Origin of the sequence: Companilactobacillus kimchii DSM 13961 = JCM 10707 (assembly GCF_001435445.1) — a bacterium.
Lineage (GTDB): Bacteria > Bacillota > Bacilli > Lactobacillales > Lactobacillaceae > Companilactobacillus > Companilactobacillus kimchii.
Window position 1 is genome coordinate 179,613 of record NZ_AZDH01000027.1, and the last position, 16,793, is coordinate 196,405.

15 protein-coding genes are annotated in these 16,793 nt (G+C 35.3%); 2 read left to right on the top strand and 13 right to left on the bottom strand.

The features are described 5' to 3' along the window. Positions 1–14: 14 nt before the first annotated feature. The 7 genes from FC97_RS12375 to FC97_RS12405 form a co-directional block, all read right to left on the bottom strand. Complete coding sequence (locus FC97_RS12375) at positions 15–2,123, bottom strand: peptidoglycan D,D-transpeptidase FtsI family protein (RefSeq protein ID WP_056968323.1); 2,109 nt, start codon at positions 2,121–2,123, stop codon at positions 15–17. 24 nt (positions 2,124–2,147) lie between these two features. Further along, positions 2,148–2,444: a HesB/YadR/YfhF family protein gene (locus tag FC97_RS12380; RefSeq protein WP_054641986.1), complete on the bottom strand. Its 297-nt coding sequence runs from the start codon at positions 2,442–2,444 to the stop codon at positions 2,148–2,150. Between the two features lie 50 nt (positions 2,445–2,494). Further along, on the bottom strand, positions 2,495–2,971 hold the full coding sequence (gene greA, locus FC97_RS12385) for a transcription elongation factor GreA (protein ID WP_054641987.1): 477 nt from the start codon (positions 2,969–2,971) through the stop codon (positions 2,495–2,497). Positions 2,972–3,075: 104 nt separating this feature from the next. Continuing rightward, positions 3,076–4,170 (bottom strand): endolytic transglycosylase MltG, encoded by a 1,095-nt coding sequence (gene mltG, locus FC97_RS12390; RefSeq protein ID WP_054642110.1) that lies wholly within the window; start codon positions 4,168–4,170, stop codon positions 3,076–3,078. A gap of 107 nt (positions 4,171–4,277) precedes the next feature. Further along, on the bottom strand, positions 4,278–6,683 hold the full coding sequence (gene pheT / locus FC97_RS12395; RefSeq protein ID WP_056968325.1) for a phenylalanine--tRNA ligase subunit beta: 2,406 nt from the start codon (positions 6,681–6,683) through the stop codon (positions 4,278–4,280). Positions 6,684–6,687: 4 nt separating this feature from the next. Further along, positions 6,688–7,734 (bottom strand): phenylalanine--tRNA ligase subunit alpha, encoded by a 1,047-nt coding sequence (gene pheS, locus FC97_RS12400; RefSeq protein WP_054641988.1) that lies wholly within the window; start codon positions 7,732–7,734, stop codon positions 6,688–6,690. Between the two features lie 322 nt (positions 7,735–8,056). Beyond that, positions 8,057–8,818, bottom strand: coding sequence for a TrmH family RNA methyltransferase (locus FC97_RS12405; RefSeq protein WP_054641989.1), 762 nt, complete (start codon positions 8,816–8,818; stop codon positions 8,057–8,059). 67 nt (positions 8,819–8,885) lie between these two features. On the opposite strand from FC97_RS12405, the gene FC97_RS12410 reads away from it, so the two are divergent. Together FC97_RS12410 and yidC are read left to right on the top strand one after the other, a co-directional pair. Further along, positions 8,886–9,161 carry an acylphosphatase gene (locus FC97_RS12410; RefSeq protein ID WP_054641990.1) on the top strand — a complete coding sequence of 92 codons (276 nt, stop codon included), beginning with the start codon at positions 8,886–8,888 and terminating at the stop codon, positions 9,159–9,161. Positions 9,162–9,219: 58 nt separating this feature from the next. Further along, the gene (yidC, locus tag FC97_RS12415; protein WP_054641991.1) at positions 9,220–10,206 is read left to right on the top strand and encodes a membrane protein insertase YidC; all 987 of its coding nucleotides are present in this window, start codon (positions 9,220–9,222) and stop codon (positions 10,204–10,206) included. Between the two features lie 43 nt (positions 10,207–10,249). Here yidC and FC97_RS12420 read toward each other — a convergent pair whose 3' ends face one another. The 6 genes from FC97_RS12420 to FC97_RS12445 form a co-directional block, all read right to left on the bottom strand. Further along, positions 10,250–11,191, bottom strand: coding sequence for a hypothetical protein (locus tag FC97_RS12420; RefSeq protein WP_054641992.1), 942 nt, complete (start codon positions 11,189–11,191; stop codon positions 10,250–10,252). 129 nt (positions 11,192–11,320) lie between these two features. Continuing rightward, on the bottom strand, positions 11,321–12,367 hold the full coding sequence (locus FC97_RS12425; protein WP_235628564.1) for a sensor histidine kinase: 1,047 nt from the start codon (positions 12,365–12,367) through the stop codon (positions 11,321–11,323). Positions 12,368–12,396: 29 nt separating this feature from the next. Next, positions 12,397–13,083, bottom strand: coding sequence for a response regulator transcription factor (locus FC97_RS12430; protein WP_054641994.1), 687 nt, complete (start codon positions 13,081–13,083; stop codon positions 12,397–12,399). 457 nt (positions 13,084–13,540) lie between these two features. After that, positions 13,541–14,965 carry an NADP-dependent phosphogluconate dehydrogenase gene (gene gndA, locus FC97_RS12435; RefSeq protein WP_025084503.1) on the bottom strand — a complete coding sequence of 475 codons (1,425 nt, stop codon included), beginning with the start codon at positions 14,963–14,965 and terminating at the stop codon, positions 13,541–13,543. A 171-nt stretch (positions 14,966–15,136) separates the two neighbouring features. Continuing rightward, positions 15,137–15,688, bottom strand: coding sequence for a YceD family protein (locus FC97_RS12440; RefSeq protein WP_054641995.1), 552 nt, complete (start codon positions 15,686–15,688; stop codon positions 15,137–15,139). Further along, positions 15,688–16,788, bottom strand: a complete 1,101-nt coding sequence (locus tag FC97_RS12445) for a nucleotidyltransferase (protein ID WP_054641996.1) — start codon at positions 16,786–16,788, stop codon at positions 15,688–15,690. Before FC97_RS12445 ends, FC97_RS12440 begins: the two co-directional genes overlap by 1 nt. Positions 16,789–16,793: the final 5 nt, after the last annotated feature.

Genomic DNA, 16,793 nt, shown 5'->3' on the forward strand with positions numbered 1-16,793 from the left:
GGTTAAATCAGGATTTATTTCTGTCCTGTCATCTTATAGTAATCCGTATATATCTGTTTTGCAAGTAATTGTGGGTATGATCCACTTTCACTAGTCAAGTTAGGGAACACAATAGCCATCGCAATATTAGGGTCACTATAAGGTCCAAAACTGACTAAACTAGTTGTAATAGTTTCAGGAGGATCACTACTTGGATTATCAGGGTCATAGTAGAATGACTGAGCAGTACCAGTCTTAGCGGCTACAGCTGGCTTAATATCGGCCAAACGAGTAGCAGTAGTCCAATAACCACTACCATGAACAGCAGCGTACATACCTCGCTTGACAACGTCTAATTCATCATTAGTGAATCCAACTTTGTTCAAAACTTTAGGTTGTGTAACTGAAGTCAATGCACCCTTGGTACCGTCATCTTTAGTCTTTTGAATTGATTGTACAATGTATGGTTTCATTCTATAACCACCATTAGCAATAGTTGAAATATACTGAGCCATTTCAATTAAAGTATAGGCGTCGTAGTTTCCATAGGACAAATCCAGTGCAGAACCTGTTTTCAATTCGCCAGCACTATTCAATGTGGCACCTTCGATACCCTTTGTTTCACCAGAAATATCTATACCAGTTTTCACACCTAATCCAAACTGATTGAAATAACCTCTCAATTTAGAGAAGATATCTGAATCCATTCTAATATGAGTATTTGGCGTATAGTCAGCATTAGCTTCCTTCATTGCCAAAGCCATCATGTACTCATTAGATGAGAATTGAAGAGCTTGTACAGCACTCAAGCTACTGAAAGTACCGATTGGGTAAACTGACTTCTTAACTGGGGTACCTGGTAGATAAATCGGTTCATCAGCCAAAGTATTATTAGATGGTGAAATAACTCCATCCATCATGGCACCTAAAACGGTTGCACCTTTAACAGCAGAACCCATTACGAAGGTACGATTGATAACACCTAAAGCATCTTCACTAGTTTTACCAGTCTTTGTATTATTGTGAACCCCGGCCATAGCTAAGATAGCTCCAGTCTTAGGATTCATGGCAACGACATAAGCACCATCAGAATACTGAGTAATACCAGCTGCCTTAGCAGCACTATATTGTGTATTCAAAGCATCTTGTACTTTCTTTTGGAAAGATGAATCAATGGTCAAATTAAGGTTTCCACCCTTTTGACCCTTGTAAACAACCTTACTCTTCTTAATCTGGTTATTAGAGCCAACTTGTACTTCACGTTTACTCTTAGTACCAGAAAGAATTGATTCATAGCTCTTTTCCAAGTAACTTGTACCAACACGGTCATTACGAGAATAACCAGATGCCAACATAGTATTTAACTCATCATCAGGAATACCTTGTTGTTCAGTCGAAACACCACCGATAATACTTTCGATGGATGTTCCTTGTGGATAGTCACGTTCCCAGTTACTACCAATACTAATTCCAGGTAATTCGGTTAAATGTTCACTGACTTCGGCAATCTCTTTAGCAGTTAAATCTTTATCTTTTAAAAAGACCGTAGAAAGTGAATAGGCTGAACTCATTTTCTTAAATAAAGTGGCCCTTTGAAGGTCTTTATCATTCAAATGAATACCTTGTTGTTCAACATATTTAACTTCATTTGCATAAATTTTAGTAGATGTTAATGCATCACCACTCGAATTAACACGGTATGATTTAGGCATTTGCTTAATAACCTTGGCTGATTTACCTGGTGCTGAAAGAATATAATCAGCTTTATCACGGCTAGTTAAATTAGTTTTCTCAACGGTTAAATATTTAGTTAGTCTGTTAACGATTTGATAGATATCTGTCGACTTAACACTGCCACTCTTTGTATAAGTAATAGCATTTTGTGTTGAGTTACCCACCAATAGTCTACCTTTAGAATCATAGATCATTCCACGAGGTACACTGCCTGTCATTACTGTCTTGTCTGTTCGGTTAACTTCGGCTTGAAATTTACCACCATAAACGATTTGTAAATATGCAAGTTGTCCAACTAACATGGCAAATAGAACAAAGACAATAAAAAAAAGCAGGTTTAGACGAAATGGAATAGTAGACTTCGCTTGACTACCTGTTCTTTTCTTTAATATATCAAGTATTCTTCTCATATTATCCTTCAAAAAAGCGAATAGTTATTCATTAGATTTAAAAATATATTTCGGTCCATCTAGTTTAGGATCATATTCAACCAACAGATCATATCTGGCAAAAAACCAAGTATCACTGTCAGTAATAAAATATGTAATTCCATCAACTACAGTACTAGACTCTGGATCAACTGGTTTCTCTTTTCGCATAGCAATTGAAAAACCATCATGAACCATTGTCTTACCATATACTTTACCATAGAAATGGATTCCATCCCCAGGAACCAAATCAAGTTCCTCACGGAACCATTTAGAAGCTTCATCAGTTATTTCAATTTTCATTATTGTCACCTCAATATTTTATAAGGTAAACATACCAGAAAACGTCTTCACTAAGCAACTTCTACGGACTTAACAGTCAAATCGTAACTGCCAACAGGAGTATCAACAGTAACAACATCACCTGTATGCTTACCTAATAAGGCCTTAGCAATTGGTGAATCATTTGAAATCTTACCACTGTCAGGATCTGATTCGGCAGCACCAACAATTGTGTAAACATCAGGTTCCTCGCCGTCTTCTTGAACAGTAACTTTTTTACCAATAGAGATTTCATCACTAGCAACTTCATCAGTATCAATGACATTAGCATATTGTAGCATTTCGATAATTTGTGAAATACGTGATTCAACAACACTTTGTTCATCTTTAGCAGAAGTATATTCAGAATTTTCAGATAAATCGCCAAAACTTCTAGCAATCTTAATTCTGTTAATTACTTCCGGACGTTTAACCTTCTTTAAATTCTCCAATTCTTCTTCAAGCTTTTTCTTACCTTCAGCTGTCATAGGGTAACTTTTATCTGCCATTTTATAACTTCCTCATTTCTAAAAAATCATTTATTAATATTCTAATTTTAAAATGTCATCTAATCAACCATGATTAGATGACATTTCTTAATTCACTATAAATACTACTGGTTAAGAGCAGCAACTTTACTATCATGTTCTTCACGTGTACGTGAATAATATACCTTACCACTCTTCAAATCTGCAACAAAGTAGAGATAATTTTGATCTCTGTCAGTTGGATTCAAGACGGATTCTATTGACTGAATACTTGGAGTATTGAATGGTCCAGGACCATAGCCAGTATTCTTATACAAGTTATATGGTGAATTTACTCTAACATCTTTGTATGTAAGTTTAGTCTTGTGTGTATTCAAAGCATACATAACAGAAATATCAGATTGTATAGGCATATCGACGTCTAAACGGTTAAAGAAGACACCAGCAATCTTTCCACGATCTGCCTTTGTAACACCTTCACGTTCAACCAATGATGCCAAGGTTAGAACTTCTTGAACAGAATAACCCTTCTCTTTAATCGTCGAGAAGTATGGCTGTAGCATATCATTATCCTTTTCAACCATTTGTCCAACTAATTGTTTCAGGCTTAATCCCTTATAAACACTGTATGTAGCTGGGAACAAATAACCTTCAAGATGATATCTAACATTCTTTCTGGACATTGTTGAATTTAGCAATTGTGGATATTTCTTTTGAAGTTGTTTCATGAATTTTTCATCCTTCATCAACTTCAAGAAATCCTTTTTCGTAAAACTAGTACTCTTCTGAATTTGATCACCAATCTGATCAATTGTAACACCTTCACGGACTAGCACAGTATCTTTAGCTGTTCCGGTCGGTTGAGCACTTCCACCCTTTTGCAATTGTTTAACAATAGAATTCATATCCATTGATTGCTTGAAAGTATAATATCCCGCTTGAAAATCATTATAGTTTTGAGCCTTTATATAGAAATTAAAGACTGTCGCACTCTTGATAATCTTGTCCTTTTCAAGTGTTTTGGCAATTTCTTTACTTGATGAACCAACAGGAATATTAACGACAATATCATCTTTACTATTCGCATTGTATGGTTGCAATGAACTGTTTACATAATTGAAGCCAATAATAGCAACAACAACTGCTAAAACAGCAATCACGCCAACAATCCAATAGGCAATATGATTAGCTACGGACCGTTCCTCAGCACGTGTTTTCATTTTATCAGTTGATTCTTGCTTTAATGCTTCTTTTTTTTCGTCCTTCTGGCTCAAGACACAGCCTCCCGAGTTAATTTATTAGAATTATACCATTAGTTCCGGAATAATTATCTAATTTCCACATTAAATTTTTCAACCAAACTATCTTTAACTAATGAAAATGCCTTTTCAACTTCTTCATCAGTCAAGGTATCATTTGGATTCAAAAACTCTAGATGGTAAGCCAATGACTTATAGTTTGTCTTAATATTCTTACCCTCATAAACATCAAAAATTGTTACGTCGTTCAAATACTTGCCGCCATTTTCATAGATGTCTGAAATGATTTGAGCATTTTCAACATCACTCTTAACTAGAATGGCTAAATCACGACTAACACTTGGATATTTTGGAGCACTTTGAGATTTAATACTCTTCTTATTTAGTTCAAAGAGTGCATCAATATTTAATTCGAAAACAAATGTCTCATCAACATTATGATCTTTTTGATATTTAGGATGTAATTTACCAATCAAACCTACTACTTGACCATTAGCCAAAATTTTTGCTGTTTGACCTGGATGCATATTTGAATAGTCATCTGTAGCTTCGTACTCAAATTTGGCGTCAGTATTAGTAAATGATAATACTTCATCAACAATTCCTTTGAGATAATAAAAATCAACCTTTTGGGCCTTAGTGTTCCAAGAATCGAGCATCACATTACCACTGATAGCACCTGAAAGATATTCAATTTCATTAGGACGGGCTTGACCCTTTGGACGAGCAAAGATACGAGCTTGTTCAAAAATACTTAGATCCTTATTATTTCTAGCTTGGTTGTAAGCAATGTTACGAACTAATCCTGGGATCAAACTATTTCTCAAATATTCATGATCTTCGGTCATCGGATGCAATAACTTAGTGTATTCAGCACTTGTTACATTAAAATCATCAACTTCTTTTTTGCTTAGCAATGAGAAATTAATAGCTTCATCCATTCCTTCACCAAGTAAAACATCACGCAATTTATTACTGAATTCACGTTTTTGACTGTAGCCTCCACGTGTTTCCATACCAGCTGGCAAAGTATTAGGCAAATTCTCATATCCATAAATACGGTTAACTTCTTCCACAAGATCAGCTTCAATCGCCATGTCCCAACGACGTGTTGGAATGGTAACAGTAATCTTGTCACCATCAACTTTAACAGTAAAGCCTAATCGATCCAAGATACCTACCATTTCATCAGTTGATAACTCCAAGCCCATCAAATGATTAATATGAGACACACTACCCTCAATAACAGTTGGTTTAGCCTCTGTATAATTGCCAACAATTTCTTTAGAGATCTCTTTAGCAGCACTAGTTTCGTCAACTAATTGTGTAGCACGGACCAGAGCTTCAGAAACGATACCATTGTCGACACCTTTTTCAAAACGGTTCGAAGCATCACCACGTAGATCATGTCTTTGAGCTGTCTTGCGAACACTGGCACCATCAAAAACACCAGCCTCCAATAAGATATTCTTAGAATTATCATCTACTTGAGCAACTGTACCATTGACAATTCCAGCAACGCCAAGAATATCTTCACCTGCTGCAACAATCAAATCGTTGTGATTCAAAACCTTATCTTCATCGGCTAATTTTAATTTATCACCATCATGAGCTTTTTTGATAACCAATTTCTTCTCAGCCAGTTTGTCTAAGTCATAAGCTTGAATTGGTTGACCATATTCGATCATAACGTAGTTAGCAGCATCAATCACACTATTGACTGGACGAATGCCTTGGTTCCAAAGTCTTCTTTGCATCCAAAGTGGACTTTTACCAACCTTAACATCTTTCAATTCACGTAATAAATAGTCAGGTACTAAAGATTTCTCTTCAACTTCTACATCGACATCATTTAAATCTTTAATTTTATCAGTATTCAATTTTGGCTTTTTAAAGCTAGGCTTCTCATCATAAGTAGCACCAATTTCCCAAGCGGCGCCACGCATACCTAAGGTATCAGCACGGTTAGGTGTGATATCAATATCAACCATCTGATCTTTCAAGCCTAATAAATCGTATACAGCAGTACCTGGTTTTTGTGGTTCATCAAAAACATAAATACCATTTTCAAATTCTTCAGGCATATATTTGGCAGGTACTCCTACTTCATCCAAACCACAAATCATCCCGTTTGACTCTTGACCACGTAACTTACCACGCTTGATTCTGACACCATCTGGCAAGTGAGCACCATGTGTAGCTACAATCACATATTGATCTACGGCTACATTAGGGGCGCCACAGACAATTTGAATATCCTCATCTTCACCAACATCAACCATACAAACCTTTAAATGATCTGAATCGGGATGTGGTTTAACGCTTGTAACATGACCCACAACTAAGCCAGTTAGTTCTGTTCCCAACTCAACAGGACTTGATTCGATACCAGTTAGAGAAATTTTATTAGCCATTTCCTCAACAGTATGTGTGACAGGAATATATTCTTTTAACCAATTAACAGAAATTTTCATTATCTTAATTTACTCCTTTGAATTGTTCTAGGAATCTAACATCGTTTAGATAGAAATCACGAATATCGTTGATTCCGTATTTAAGCATGGCAAAACGTTCAGGTCCAAGACCAAATGCCATACCACTATATTCGTTAGGATCAATTCCAGACATCTTCAAAACATTAGGATGAGTTAATCCAGCACCTAAAACTTCGATCCAACCAGTATACTTACAGATACGACAGCCTTTACCATCACAGTTGAAACATGAAACATCAACTTCAACTGATGGCTCGGTGAATGGGAAGTAACTTGGACGGAAACGAATTTCACGTTGTGCGCCAAAGACATGACGACATAAGGCTTCCAAAGTACCCTTTAAATCAGCCATGCTAATGTTCTTATCAACTACTAGACCTTCAATTTGATGAAATTGATGTGAATGAGTAGCATCATCGTCATCACGACGGTAGACAACACCTGGTGAGATCATCTTCAATGGACCTTTAGTAAAGTCATGAGCTTCCATGTCACGGCCTTCTTGGGCTGAAGTTTGAGTTCTCATTAATAATTCATCTGACAAATAGAATGTATCTTGCATATCACGAGCAGGGTGATCCTTAGGGATGTTCAATCTTTCAAAGTTATAATGATCTTCTTCAACTTCATAACCTGGAGCAACTTCATAACCTAAACCGATGAAGAATTGCTCGATATCTTCAATTGTTTGATTCAAGATATGCTTAGTTCCTTGAACTTGTTTAGCAGCTGGTAAAGTAACATCAATTTTTTCTTCTTCAAGTTGATGTGCTACTAACTTTTCATTCAACTCGGTCATTTTTTCTTCAATGGCTTGTTGAATATCCTTCTTAACGTTATTAGCCAAAGTACCAATTTCAGGACGTTGTTCGGCTGGAACGTCTTTCATTCCACGTAAAGCTTTAGTAATTGGACCTTTCTTTCCTAACAGATTAACTCTTAGATCATTTAATTCTTGAAGTCTTTGCGCACGCTTAGCTTCATCAATACCATTTTCTCTTAAGCTTTTGAGCTTATCATCTAATGACATAGTTTTCCTCCCGCGTTACCTTTTTATTGTTATTTTCAAATGTTTGCAATCTCTTTAATGAACTTTCTGCATAAAAAAAGTCCCCATCCCAAATAAGGGACGAGGACTCGCGGTACCACCCTAGTTCATGTCTAATACATGCACTCAAAGGTTATATAGTAACCAACTTATAAACTCAGAAAGTGAATTCACTCTTTCATTCATCAAGTCTTCTCAGTCAACGACTCTTCCTGTCATGAAATCCCAAGCTACTGTTTTTCATCAAAGTTTAAACTATTTTCATATGACTAATTATACAAAAACCAAAAAGTTTCGCAAGTCTTTAAAGTGTTTGTAATCCATACATCAATACTCCAGCTGCTACGGCCACATTTAGTGATTCAGCTTTTCCTAAAATTGGAATATAAATGTTTTCATCACAAGCATTGAGAACATCTTGTGTTACACCATGAGCTTCATTACCCATAATTAAAGCGTAGTTATCAAGCTTCTCTAATTCATTGTAAGGCTTGGCTTGCTCATTAACTTCAGAACCATAGATTGTCAATTCAGATTCTTTAGCCATGTCGATAGCCTTGTGGATATCCATACGATAGATTGGTAAATGGAATTGGCTACCTTGCATCGAACGTTGAACCTTTGGTTGATAAAAATCAGCTGAGTCCAAACTAGTAATAATACCATCATATCCGGCAGCATCAGCAGTTCTAACAATTGTTCCCACATTACCAGGATCCTGAACATCATCTAACATAACCCATTTTCCAGTAAGTGCTGACAATGATTCTGTATTATTCACTTTAAGAACAGCGAAAATTCCTTGTGGAGTCTTTGTTTCGGATAATTCTTTAGCTACTTCTTCTGAAACAGTCACAGCGATATCATGGTATTTTTTAACCAAACGATCCTCAGCATACTTCTCGGTAACTAACACTTGAACAAAGTCTTGTTCATATTCATCGGCTTCACGTACTAAGTGAAAACCTTCAACCATGTAAGTCCCTGTTTTTCTAATGTACTTCGTTGATGCTAATTTCTTTAATTGCTTGATTTCATCATTTTTCTTAGATTCAATATATTTCATATGTGTCTCATCCCTCTTGTTCTATAATATAAATATTAACACATAAGATGATGTGAGGTGATTAGTTGTGAAACATCTTTCTATTAATGTTGACGGTTTAGTGCAGGGCGTGGGTTTTCGCTACTCAACTTTACAAGTTGCAGTTGAATTAGGTATAACCGGAACAGTTCGAAATGAAATCGACGGTTCAGTGTCTATTGAGGCTGAAGGTCCACAAAAGGAACTCTATGTTTTTTTAAATCGTGTTAAATCTTCTCCATCACCCTTTGGAAAAGTTAGAAAATTGGACTATACTTTTTCTGACGACTTGCAACATTACAAGAAATTTACTGTGATTGGTTGAAACGTCAAATGAGTTAACGTATATTACATTATATATGACTAAAAGGGTGGTTTATTAATTGAATAAAAAATACGTCAAATATCTATCAGTACTTTCATTAGTTTTAGTACTGACACTAGTTTTGACGGGGTGTGCTCAGCAAACAGCTGCAAACTTGCACGCTCCTACTAGTGGGCCCTACGGAATAGTTTACAAATGGATTGGAACTCCATTCCAAAAGTTAATCCTAAAAACGGCCCAAACTATTGGTGGTAAAAATGCCTACGCATGGGGTATCGTTATTATTTCCTTTATCGTTCGTCTGGTGTTGGTTCCTTTATCATTGAACCAACAATACAAGTCAACGACTCAACAGGAAAAAATGCGTGCTGTACAGCCTCAATTGAAGATGGTTCAAGCTGCACAAAAGAAAGCTAAAGATCCAGCTGCGCAACAAAAAATTAGTGCTTTAATGATGGATGTTTATAAACAGAATAATCTTAGTTTGACTGGTGGTATGGGTTGTCTACCTCTATTGCTTCAAATGCCTATCTTGATGGGTATTTATCAAGCTGTGCAATATTCTAAAGAAATTGCTTCAGCTACTTTCTTAAATATTCCACTTGGTAAGCCAAGTATCATCATTGCCATTATTGCTACATTGTTCTACGTCATCCAAAGTTGGATGTCCTTACAAATTGTTCCACCAGAACAAAGAAAACAAATGCAAACAATGATGATGGTCAGTCCATTGATGACTTTCTTCTTCTCAATCTTCTTATCTGCCGCACTTGCTCTTTACTTCTTGGTTGGTGGTGTTGTTATTGTTATTCAACAACTGATTACTAACTACATCGTAACTCCAAGAATTAGAAAACAAACTGATGCTGATTTAGCTAAGCATCCGGTTAAAGTCTTGGTTACTCAAGAAATGCTTGATAATATCTTAAATGGTGGAGCTGCTCCTAGTTCCCCTGCAGGTAATGCTCAACAAGCTGAAGAAAAAGAACTTCACAAAAATATTCGTGAATTAAATAAGGGTAAACAAAACCGTAATAAGAAATAGACAAAAAATCTCTCAATCGATTAGGATTGAGAGATTTTTTCTTTTACAAATTTGGTTTAGAATGCATTACCAATCCATTTGAATAAACTGTCCAATCATCGCCAGACGATCCATCATTATCAGTCGAATGAATCCAATAAACAGTTTGACCATTACCATCTGTATAAGTCTTAGCTGTACCGCCATTCTGATCAATAACCACGGAATATTTCTTATCAGTATTACCATCATGGCTCTTGATTATATTCATCGCCTGATCAGCATTAACAGTTCCAACTGACGATGAATTATCATTACTTTCCGTTTTATTATCGGCATTCTTGTTATCATCAGTACTAGTACTTGTTGAATCATTAGCATTTGTACTTACAGTACTAGTAGTATCACCATTATCTTTTTTTGAATCTTCTATTTCAGAATTAGTCGATTTTGTTACTTGTTTAGTTTGCTTAGTCTTTTCGACCACTTTAGTAGCCTGCTTATATGAATTTTCCAAACTACTATTAGTCAAATTAGATGAACGGGAACTTAATTTGGCTGTCTCACTATAAGCTAATTCATTATCTGCGCTTTTATAAACAAACAACCCTACTGTCTGAAATTCACTTAATTCAACATCTTCAAATAAATTCTTTACAGTTTTAGTACTGTTAGAATCAATAGTGCTATCACCATCTTTATCAGCTCTTACTTTGTCGCTTTTCGTATGCATCAGGATAAAATCGGAATTGATAAAGCTTATATTTTTATTAGTACGATTAATAATTTTTAAATCTACTGACACTGGATCTTGACTACTTCTGGTAAATAAAAATGTTAATTCATTTCTCTCCGATTGAGATAAGCTTGTGTAGTCTACTGTCTTCTCTGTAGTTTCCGTGGCCTTGACGTCAGAAGTTGATTTATCTGCGTCAGCTTTATTCGCACAACCGGCACTAATTAGTAGTAAACACATTACGCCAATTAACAGTGCTTTCTTACTCAAAATATCTTCCTCCCCTTGGATGGTATCTTAATAATATACTTTTAGGTTGAACTTTGGAAATAACCTGCAAAATGAAAATGGACATCTATTAGAGATGCATTTCTCTAGTAGATGTCCATTTATTTATAGCTATTCACCTTTAGTCGTTTCATCTTCAGCAGGAGCTTCTTGAATAAGTGGCAATTCAATCTTGAAAACTGTTCCTGAACCGACAACACTTTCTACTTCCAAACTACCATGATAGATTTCAATCAATCTTTTGGCGATAGAAAGCCCTAATCCGTTCCCTCCACGTTTTCTAGAGCGAGCCTTGTCAACTCTATAGAATCTGTTAAAAATACGTTTAAGGTCTTTTTTTGCGATTCCTAAGCCATAATCTTGAACCACAACTTCTAGCAAAGCTGAGTTAGTTGAAGCCGCAAAATTTATTTCCTTCCGATCAGCGGAATATTTGAAGGCATTATCCAGTAAGATAACCAAAACCTGTTCCAAGTGATTACGATAAATTTTAACTTTGCTACCTTCACGAATATCATCATCGAAATTAATAACAAAATCGGGATGTAACATTTTAAAATCATTATAAACTTGGGTAAATAATGGTTTAACTTCTGTTGTTTGCTCCAAATAAGCACTATCGATTTGTTCAACTCTAGTTAAATCGAGCATCTCTTGAATTAAGGATTGCATACGTTTCAATTCCTGTAATGAAGAATTGATCGAGTCATTCAAAACTTGAGGATCATCTTTTCCCCAACGTTGTAACATGCTCAAATGTCCTTCCAAAACAGCTACTGGCGTTCTCAATTCATGTGAAACATCTTCCACGAATTCCTTTTGTTGATTCGTGTAAGCTTGCATTCGATCTAACATTTTATTGATATTAACTGTTAAATCGTAAACTTCATCATTTCTCTTACGTAACTTGATTCGAGAATCGGAATCAGGTTTTTTATTTAAATCATCAATAGTCTTATTGATCCGTTTTAAATCATTCAAAACCATCGTTACTGCAAAATAGCTCAAAAGGACTCCAATAACGAAAACAACGATGCCACCGATCAATAGTTTATTTGTAAAAGAATGAATCTCGTTTACGGATGCAACGTTCTGGACAGTTCGCATAGCTAAAACGCCTACAAAAATGTAGGCCATTAAAATAACTATTGAAATCAATGCTGTCCACTTAAATCTAATGGAAATCCTCATCGTCTCATCACATATCCTTTACCACGAACGGTTGAAATATAACTTGGTGCACCTGAACGATCAATTTTATTACGTAGATATTTAATATAAACATCTACAACGTTAGTCTCAGTTGAAGAACCTGTTCCCCAAACGCGCTCTAATAAATCATCACGGCTCAAAACGGTTCCAACGTTTTCCATCAAAACACTCAACAAATCATATTCGCGACGTGTTAAATCAATCACTTCACCATTACGCTTCAAAGTTTGAGTCGTCTTATCAATTACCAGATTCTTATACTTAAGAACTTGATCATTATTTCTAGTTACATCGATATCTAAATCGATACGTCTTAACAAAGCACGAATTCTTGCAAGTAATTCCTCAATAGCAAAAGGTTTAACGATATAATCATCAGCACCATGATCTAATCCTGATACACGATCAATAATTGAGTCTCTTGCTGTCATCATAATAATTGGTGTGTTCTTTTCTTGACGAATACGACGACAAACTTCAATACCATTTAATTCAGGCAACATTAGATCTAATAAGATCAAATCCCAGTCTTCAGACAATGCTGCTTCAAGGCCAGTTCTACCATCACGTTCAACAGTTACTTCATAGTTTTCATGTTGAAGTTCGAGTTGAACAAATTTTGCCATGTTCTCTTCGTCTTCAATAACAAGTATTTTAGCCATATATTTCTCCCATACATAAATATTAAATTGTCTTTAATTATAGCTTAATCATTAATTTGAATATGCCAGATTCTTGGCAATGCACTAATGATTTTAACATATAGCAAAAATTAAAAGAAGACAAGCTTTTATTTTTATTTTTTTAGAAAAATAAAAAAGAGGCAATAATTAGCCTCAATTTTAATAATTTAATTTACTTTTCATAGAAATATAAATAATGAAAACAAATTAAAATCGTGGATTTACTAAATGAGATTTCAAAATAACATTATTTGATAATTCATCGGCTAACGGTAATAATTTAACTTCTACTCTTTTTGGCGCAAAATCCTCTCCCCTTTAAAAATCCCCACTTTTAAAGCATAAGCAAGTTCAGTTTTTTAAATAAAAAAGCCTTAGACAATTAATCGTCATTTACACAACGATTATGTCTAAGGACATTTTTATATTAATTTAATTATTGTTCTTCATACCATGTGTAGTGGAATACGCCTGGTTTGTCATTTCTCTCATAAGTATGAGCACCGAAGTAATCTCTTTGAGCTTGGATCAAGTTTGCAGGAAGAACTTCTGAACGATATTGATCGTAGTATGAAATTGCGGCCATGAAACCTGAAACAGGAATTCCTGCTTGAACAGCAAAACTTACAACGTCACGAACGTCTGATTGATATTCTTCAACGATACCCTTGAAGTAATCGTCCAACAATAAGTTATCTAGTTTTGGTTCTTTATCGTAAGCATCTGTAATCTTTTGTAGGAATTGTGCACGAATGATACAACCGGCACGCCAGATTTGAGCAATCTTACCATATTGTAGATCCCAGTCGTAGTGATCTGAAGCGGCCTTCATTTGAGCAAATCCTTGAGCATAACTGATCAACTTACTGAAGTACAAAGCTTTACGGATCTTTTCAACTAATTCGTCCATATCTTTAACAATTGGCTTTGTAGCAGGTGCAGGAAGAACCTTACTTGCCTTAACACGTTCGTCTTTATAAGCAGAAACGTAACGTGAGTAAACTGATTCAGTGATCAATGATTGTGGAACACCTAATTCTAGAGCACTTTGTGAACTCCACTTACCAGTACCCTTGTTACCAGCTTTATCCATAATCTTGTTGACGATGTAGTCATCTGAGCCTTCATCATCTTTTCTAGTCAAGATTTGTGATGTGATATCAATCAAGTAACTTGAAAGTTCACCCTTGTTCCAGTCTTGGAAGACTTCGGCAATCTTATTAACATCATTGTTAAATAAGTGCTTCAACAAGTTGTAACTTTCTGAAATCAATTCCATATCGCCATATTCGATACCATTGTGAACCATCTTTACATAGTGACCGGCACCATTAGGTCCGATATATGTAACACATGGAGCGCCATCTTCGTCAGCTTTAGCTGAAATTTGTTCCAAAATAGGAGCAACTAAGTCATAAGCTTCTTTTTGACCACCGGGCATCAATGAAGGTCCTTGAAGGGCACCTAATTCACCACCAGAAACACCCATTCCGATAAAGTTGATTCCTGATTTATCCAAAAGTTCGTTACGCTTCATAGTATCTTCGAAGAATGTATTACCACCATCGATCAATACATCGCCTTTGTCTAATAAAGGCAATAATTGATTGATAACAGCATCAGTACCAGCACCAGCCTTAACCATCATCAAAATACGACGAGGTTTTTCTAGTGAGTTTACAAAGTCCTCAATTGTATAACTTGGTACCAATTTCTTTTCAGGATGTTCCTCGACAACTGCTTTTGTCTTTGAACCAGTACGGTTGTAGATAGCAACTTCATATCCGCGGCTTTCAATGTTAAGGGCAAGATTCTTACCCATAACAGCCATACCAATAACACCAATTTGTGGTTTTGCCATTATAATAATTACCTCCGATTTTTGTTAACACATATTAATCTTAACAAAAAAATAAAAAAGGAGTATATAAAAGAACTTTTTTAGCAATTTTTTTGTAAAAAAAGGTGATTAGATTTATATGTGTAATTTTCAATACCTAATAAATGCAAATAAAAAAGAGCAGTAACAATACTACTCCTTTGTGTCATCGTTAAATAAATTCTTTAATTTAGCAAATTCAGGATTAACGTGTTCTTCTTCATGTTGTTTCTTATATTCTTCTTCAGAAATAACACTCCAATTTTTACCTGATGGCATAACATCATTTTCTTCTTCCTTCTTAGTTAAAATCTTTGAAGGAATACTCAATAAGATATTATCCACGATTGACTCATAAACGTTAATGGTAGGATTATCGTCATCAATTGGAATAACGACATTGTAATCCTCCAATTCCTCTTCGTCTACATCATCAATATTGTAAGCCTCGTTGATTCGAATATTTACTGGCAAATCTACTGGTAATAGACTTCTAGTTGAAGGGACTTTTAACGTTGTCTCCACTTTAATATCCGAAATAACTAGACCGTGATCATTAAATAATTGACCCTCAACCTCTACAGGAGAAATTTCTAGCACATCTTCTGAACGTGTTTGCATCTCCTTAGTTAAATCAAGTGTTTCTTTAAATGTAAAAGGTTTGTCTTTATAGCGACGAACTTCTTGCACATCCCAATTTAGCATTAATTTACCCCTTTCATATAAGGTATTTTTCCAAAATTTTGTTCTTCCTCGGTTATGAGCTGACGAATTTCATCTGCTCGTACTTCTAAGTTTAATTGCTTTTGTTCCTTTTTACCAACCCGTGTGATCAGATCAACATCACTTTTTTTCAATCGATTTAAATATTTTTTACCACGGTCACTAAACCCTAATATTCTCAAATAAGGATTATTATAAACGCCATTAATCTCCGACTCTTTTACATTCAATAATGTATACACCATTAGTCGTCTGATTCGAGCCATAGTATACCGTTTTGATTTCACACGTTCAACTAGTTCCATAAAATTGTGACTCTGTTTAACTTCTTTTTTTAATTTATATTCTAATCCTTCAACCATTTGATAATTGGAGTGTAACTCCGCTTCTGAATGACTAAGAATTTGAAATTTTAAATATGGAAAGTAATCATCCCAAGTCACAATTTTTTGTTCATCAAAGGCTTTTTCAGTCGCCGACGGAACTAACTCTGTGAATGAAGATTTTTGAGCTCTTCGCTGTCTAATTTCAGTTGCACTAAATTGACTTGAATCGCGCTGAATCGTATTGACATGTATTGGATAGCCTTGCTCTATCAATTGGATTACATAATTTATACCCAAAAGTTGATTGGGCAATTTAGCAATATCAATTCCTAAAGTTTGATAATACTGCGTTAAGTTTTCAGCTGAACTCAAACGATAATCCTGTTGAAAATCAGTTCGAGAACGAATTATTTTTTGTGCCAAATTATCAAAATCCAATTTTTGTTCAGTACCAAAAACTAGTTCATTGACTCCCAACAATTGCAGTAATTTCATTGACCCTTGGGCAAAATATTGCGCTGGTTCCACTGCATATGCGAACGGTAGCTCAACAACAAGATCAACGCCATTATCGATTGCAATCTGTGCTCGTCTCCACTTATCTAAAACAGCAAAATCACCCCGTTGGACGAAATTACCAGACATTACGGCAATTAAAACATCGGGGTGATATTCTTGTTTAATTTTATCTATAAATAATTTATGACCATTGTGAAACGGATTAAATTCCGCAACGAAACCATAGACTTTTGTCATAGAAT

Excerpts from the sequence above, each read along its gene's own strand:
- FC97_RS12375 (WP_056968323.1), bottom strand. The coding sequence starts at position 2,123 with ATGAGAAGAATACTTGATATATTAAAGAAAAGAACAGGTAGTCAAGCG.
- FC97_RS12380 (WP_054641986.1), bottom strand. The coding sequence starts at position 2,444 with ATGAAAATTGAAATAACTGATGAAGCTTCTAAATGGTTCCGTGAGGAA.
- greA (WP_054641987.1), bottom strand. The coding sequence starts at position 2,971 with ATGGCAGATAAAAGTTACCCTATGACAGCTGAAGGTAAGAAAAAGCTT.
- mltG (WP_054642110.1), bottom strand. The coding sequence starts at position 4,170 with ATGAAAACACGTGCTGAGGAACGGTCCGTAGCTAATCATATTGCCTAT.
- pheT (WP_056968325.1), bottom strand. The coding sequence starts at position 6,683 with ATGAAAATTTCTGTTAATTGGTTAAAAGAATATATTCCTGTCACACAT.
- pheS (WP_054641988.1), bottom strand. The coding sequence starts at position 7,734 with ATGTCATTAGATGATAAGCTCAAAAGCTTAAGAGAAAATGGTATTGAT.
- FC97_RS12405 (WP_054641989.1), bottom strand. The coding sequence starts at position 8,818 with ATGAAATATATTGAATCTAAGAAAAATGATGAAATCAAGCAATTAAAG.
- FC97_RS12430 (WP_054641994.1), bottom strand. The coding sequence starts at position 13,083 with ATGGCTAAAATACTTGTTATTGAAGACGAAGAGAACATGGCAAAATTT.
- gndA (WP_025084503.1), bottom strand. The coding sequence starts at position 14,965 with ATGGCAAAACCACAAATTGGTGTTATTGGTATGGCTGTTATGGGTAAG.
- FC97_RS12440 (WP_054641995.1), bottom strand. The coding sequence starts at position 15,688 with ATGCTAAATTGGGATGTGCAAGAAGTTCGTCGCTATAAAGACAAACCT.
- FC97_RS12445 (WP_054641996.1), bottom strand. The coding sequence starts at position 16,788 with ATGACAAAAGTCTATGGTTTCGTTGCGGAATTTAATCCGTTTCACAAT.